A 4068-nucleotide genomic window follows, 5' to 3' on the forward strand; every position below is an offset into this window, starting at 1 on the left:
CGGTGCAGTCCGTCGCCGACGAGCCGCTGACCGAGTGCCCGGCCTGCGAGGGACGGCTGCGGAAGGTATTCAACTCCGTCGGCGCGCCGCGCTGGTCACCGCCGACGAGGCGGCGAACGCCGGCCGGGCCCGGGTGGCCGCGGTCGAGCCGGCGGACGACCCAGCCGCCGGTCGTGCTCAGTTCCCGTCGCGCGGCGAGGCGTGGCGCGCCGACCGGGAGGACGCGGACGAGCCGCGCGCGCCCCAGCACGCCCCCCGCGTCGACCGTCCCGCCCCGGTGTACGGCGGCGACCGCCCCGCCCCCGCCGGCACGTACGGGGGCGAGCGGGCCGGTGTGTACGGCGGCGAGCGTCCCGCCAGCGGCACGTACGGCGGTTCGGCCGGTGTCCCCGCCGGGGACCGGCCCGCCGCCGGGGCAGCCGGGGTGTACGGCGGGTGGCCGGCGGAGCACGACAGCCAGCCGGCTCCCCGCCCCCTCGGTGTCGTCCGGCACACCGAGACGGTGCACGTCACCACCCGGCACACCATCGTGGACGGGGGAGCCCCGGTGGGCGGTGGCACCCGCTACGGGGGCGCCGCCGGACGCTGGTCGCCGGCCCCGGAGGACCGGCAGTGGGCCGCGGGGGAGACGGACGACCGGTCCCGGCCGGCGCACGGGAAACCCGACGACCGCCCCTGGGCCGGTGACGGCGAGCGTGACGACCGCCCCCGGGCGGGGGCCGACCGCGAGTGGACGCGCGGCGAGTACGACGACCGCGCGTGGACGGGCGAGGACGGCGGGGACGACCGGTACCGTCGCCACGACGACCGGCCGTGGGGCGCGTCCGAGGAACGTGTCCCGGGCGACCCGCGGGAGGACCACGAACGGCCGGAGCACGACTGGTCCGGCGGACAGCGGGACCACCGCGCGCCCCGGCACGACCGCGCCGGTGCGGAGCAGCCGGACGAGCGCCCGTGGGCGGGTCGAGTCGGTGAGCAGCGCTGGGACGCACCCGTGGAGCAGCCCGACCGCTCGGACGCCCCGGGCGACGACGTGGAGAGCGGGGACTACTGGTCGCAGCTCCGGACCGGGGACCGCTGGGCGTCGGTGCGGGAGGACGACCGGGGTCGCGAGGTCCGGGTCGGTGAACGGCGGGCCGAGGTGCACGCCGACGGGACCGGCACCGAGTACCGGGTGGCGGACCGCTGGGCGGCGGTACGCCGGGACGAACCCCGCCGCGCCCAGGACCGTCCGGTCCCCGGCCGGGGCGACGAGGGCTGGCGGGGTGGCTGGTCCGAGCCGGAGAGCCGGCCGGAACTGCCCGCCGGCGGCGTGCCGGTACCCGAGGACTGGCGCCCGCCGCGCCAGCGGGAACCGCAGCGCCAGCCGGAACCGCAGCGCCAGCCGGAACCGCAGTGGGTCCAGGAGCCGGAGCGGTACGGCCGCCGGCAGGAGGAGCACTACGGCTACCCGCCTCGGGACGACGTGCCCCGCGCCGGTGGCCGTGCCGCCCCGGGAGACCGCTGGCGCTGATCCCGCCCGCCGGGGCCCGGACTACTTGTCGATGTCGCCGACGACGAAGAACATCGAGCCGAGGATGGCGATCAGGTCCGGGACCAGACAGCCGGGGAGCAGGGTGGCGAGAGCCTGCACATTGGCGTACGAGGCGGTGCGCAGCTTCAACCGCCACGGCGTCTTCTCGCCCCGGGACACGAGGTAGTAGCCGTTGATGCCGAGCGGGTTCTCGGTCCAGGCGTACGTGTGTCCCTCCGGGGCCTTGAGCACCTTCGGCAGTCGTGTGTTGATCGGTCCGGTCAGCCGGTCCACCCGGTCCAGGCACTGCTCGGCGAGGTCGAGCGAGGCGTACACCTGGTCGAGCAGCACCTCGAAGCGGGCGTGGCAGTCCCCGGCGGTCTTGGTCACCACCGGCACGTCCAGCTGGTCGTAGGCCAGGTAGGGCTCGTCGCGGCGCAGGTCCAGGTCGAGCCCGGAGGCGCGGGCGACCGGCCCGGACGCGCCGAACGCGGCGGCGTCGGCGGCCGTCAGCACCCCGACGCCGACGGTACGGGCCAGGAAGATCTCGTTGCGTCGGATCAGGTTGTCCAGGTCGGGCATCCGCCGGCGTACCTCGGCGATCGCGGTGCGGGCCCGCCCGGTCCAACCGGCGGGCACCTCCTCCTTGAGGCCGCCCACCCGGTTGAACATGTAGTGGATCCGGCCGCCGGAGACCTCCTCCATCACCGCCTGGAGGGTCTCCCGCTCGCGGAACGCGTAGAAGACCGGCGTGATCGCGCCGATCTCCAGCGGGTACGAGCCGAGGAACATCAGGTGGTTGAGCACCCGGTTCAGCTCGGCGAGGGCCATCCGCAGCCAGGTGGCGCGCTCGGGCACCTCCATGCCCATCAGCCGCTCGACGGCGAGCACCACGCCCAGCTCGTTCGAGAAGGCCGACAGCCAGTCGTGCCGGTTGGCCAGCACGATGATCTGCCGGTAGTCGCGGACCTCGAACAGCTTCTCCGCGCCCCGGTGCATGTAGCCGACGATCGGCTCGGCGGCCACCACCCGCTCGCCGTCGAGCACCAGCTTCAGCCGGAGCACGCCGTGGGTGGAGGGATGCTGGGGCCCGATGTTGAGCACCATGTCGGTGCCGAGCTGCTCCCCGCCCGCGCCGGTGCCGACGGTCATCTCGCGGAGGTCGGCGTCGGTGGTCATGCCCGTCATCGTGCCACGAGCGACCCGGGGGCGACGCCGACCGGTTGTCGCAACCACCAGTGCCCGCCGAGGCCGACCGGGTCGGTCAGCTCGCCCACCGCCGACGCGGCGGCCAGCGCCCGCACGTACCCCGCCGGGTCACGGCCGGCCAGGCTCAGCGGCGGCCGGCCGCCGTCGGCCCCGAGCGCCCGCAGCGCCTCTCGCTGGGGGACCAGGGAGTACGCGCACCGGGCGACCCGCTCACCGGCGGAGGCGACCGAGTCCATGGCGACGTGGGCGGTGACGTCGCACGACCCGTCCGGTACCGGCGGCACCTGCCGCCCATTCCGGTACCCGGTCAACGACCCGCCCTGCGGCCGCCCGTCGCGCAGGTGTCCGTAGTCCACGGCCAGAGCCAGCCCCCGGTCGACGTGGCCCACCGCGTCCGCCCACGCCTCGTCCCGCCCCCGCCCGATCTCCGCCCGCCCTCCGGCGTCGGCCGGCCACCAGGTGGTCAGCCAGTCCGAGTCTGCCGGGGTGATCGGGGCGCCGACCGTTTCCTGGCCGGTGGTGGCGTCCACCAGGAGGTAGTGCCAGCCGTTGTCGGTGTGCACGGCGACGTCCAGGGGCACGTTGTCGAGCCACTCGGTGGCGATCAGCAGGCCGGTGATGCGGTCGGGGATCTCGTGCACCCAGGAGATCCGGTCGGGTAGGTGCCCGGGGCGCGGGGCGAGTTCGACGGCGGTGGGGCGTACCCGGTCGGCCAGCGGGGCCTCCACGGCTCGGAGCAGCGCGACCAGCAGTTCCCCCCGACCGGCCCCCACGTCCACCACGTCGAGGACCGGAGGGTGGTCCAGGGCGGCGTCCACCTGGGCGAGGAGGCGGGACAGGGCCGCGGCGAAGGCGGGGGAGGCGTGCACGCTGGTACGGAAGTGGTGCGCCGGGCCGGCCCCGGACACGAAGAAGCCGTCCGGCCCGTAGAGCGCCCGTTCCATCGCGTTCCGCCAGCGGATCGACACCAGCTCACTGTAAGGAAGGGCCCCCGCTTAACGCCTCCGGTAGAGCAGGGGTCCCTTCTTAACACCCGGCTCGACACCATTGGTGAAGGTTTTCACACCTTCTTGTTTCGGCTCCCTCGCTCCGGCGCATACTTGCGATCGACCGGTACCCCTTCTCGAGGACTGGATCGTCGCCATGAGCGCTTCGCCGCGCCCGCGTACCGGGCCCGCCGCACGGCCGGCCGACGCACCGCTTCCCCGCAACCTGTCCGTCGGCGTCGTCGGTGCCGGCCGGGTCGGAGCCGTTCTCGGCGCCGCGTTCGCGGCCGCCGCCCGACTTTCGTCCCTGCTCGACCTGTCAGTCTCACAGTCAAGCTCCCTTGTGCACTTGCACTCAAC

Annotated in this window: 3 protein-coding genes and 1 pseudogene; 2 read left to right on the forward strand and 2 right to left on the reverse strand. The window is 74.9% G+C overall.

Annotated features, from left to right (window positions below):
* Nucleotides 1-34 precede the first annotated feature (34 nt).
* Nucleotides 35-1513, forward strand: a complete 1479-nt coding sequence (locus AB0I76_RS24180; RefSeq protein ID WP_357039601.1) for a hypothetical protein — start codon at nt 35-37, stop codon at nt 1511-1513.
* A gap of 21 nt (nt 1514-1534) precedes the next feature.
* Here AB0I76_RS24180 and AB0I76_RS24185 read toward each other — a convergent pair whose 3' ends face one another.
* Both AB0I76_RS24185 and AB0I76_RS24190 read right to left on the reverse strand, forming a co-directional pair.
* Nucleotides 1535-2701: an NADH-quinone oxidoreductase subunit D gene (locus tag AB0I76_RS24185; RefSeq protein ID WP_357039604.1), complete on the reverse strand. Its 1167-nt coding sequence runs from the start codon at nt 2699-2701 to the stop codon at nt 1535-1537.
* Entirely contained in the window at nt 2698-3690 is a 993-nt protein-coding gene (locus AB0I76_RS24190; RefSeq protein WP_357039607.1) for an SAM-dependent methyltransferase, read from the reverse strand. Before AB0I76_RS24190 ends, AB0I76_RS24185 begins: the two co-directional genes overlap by 4 nt.
* A gap of 175 nt (nt 3691-3865) precedes the next feature.
* On the opposite strand from AB0I76_RS24190, the pseudogene AB0I76_RS24195 reads away from it, so the two are divergent.
* Nucleotides 3866-4000: pseudogene (locus tag AB0I76_RS24195) on the forward strand (DUF2520 domain-containing protein); the annotation flags it as partial.
* Nucleotides 4001-4068 lie beyond the last annotated feature (68 nt).

This window comes from Micromonospora sp. NPDC049799 (assembly GCF_040656655.1).
Taxonomy (GTDB): Bacteria; Actinomycetota; Actinomycetes; order Mycobacteriales; family Micromonosporaceae; genus Micromonospora.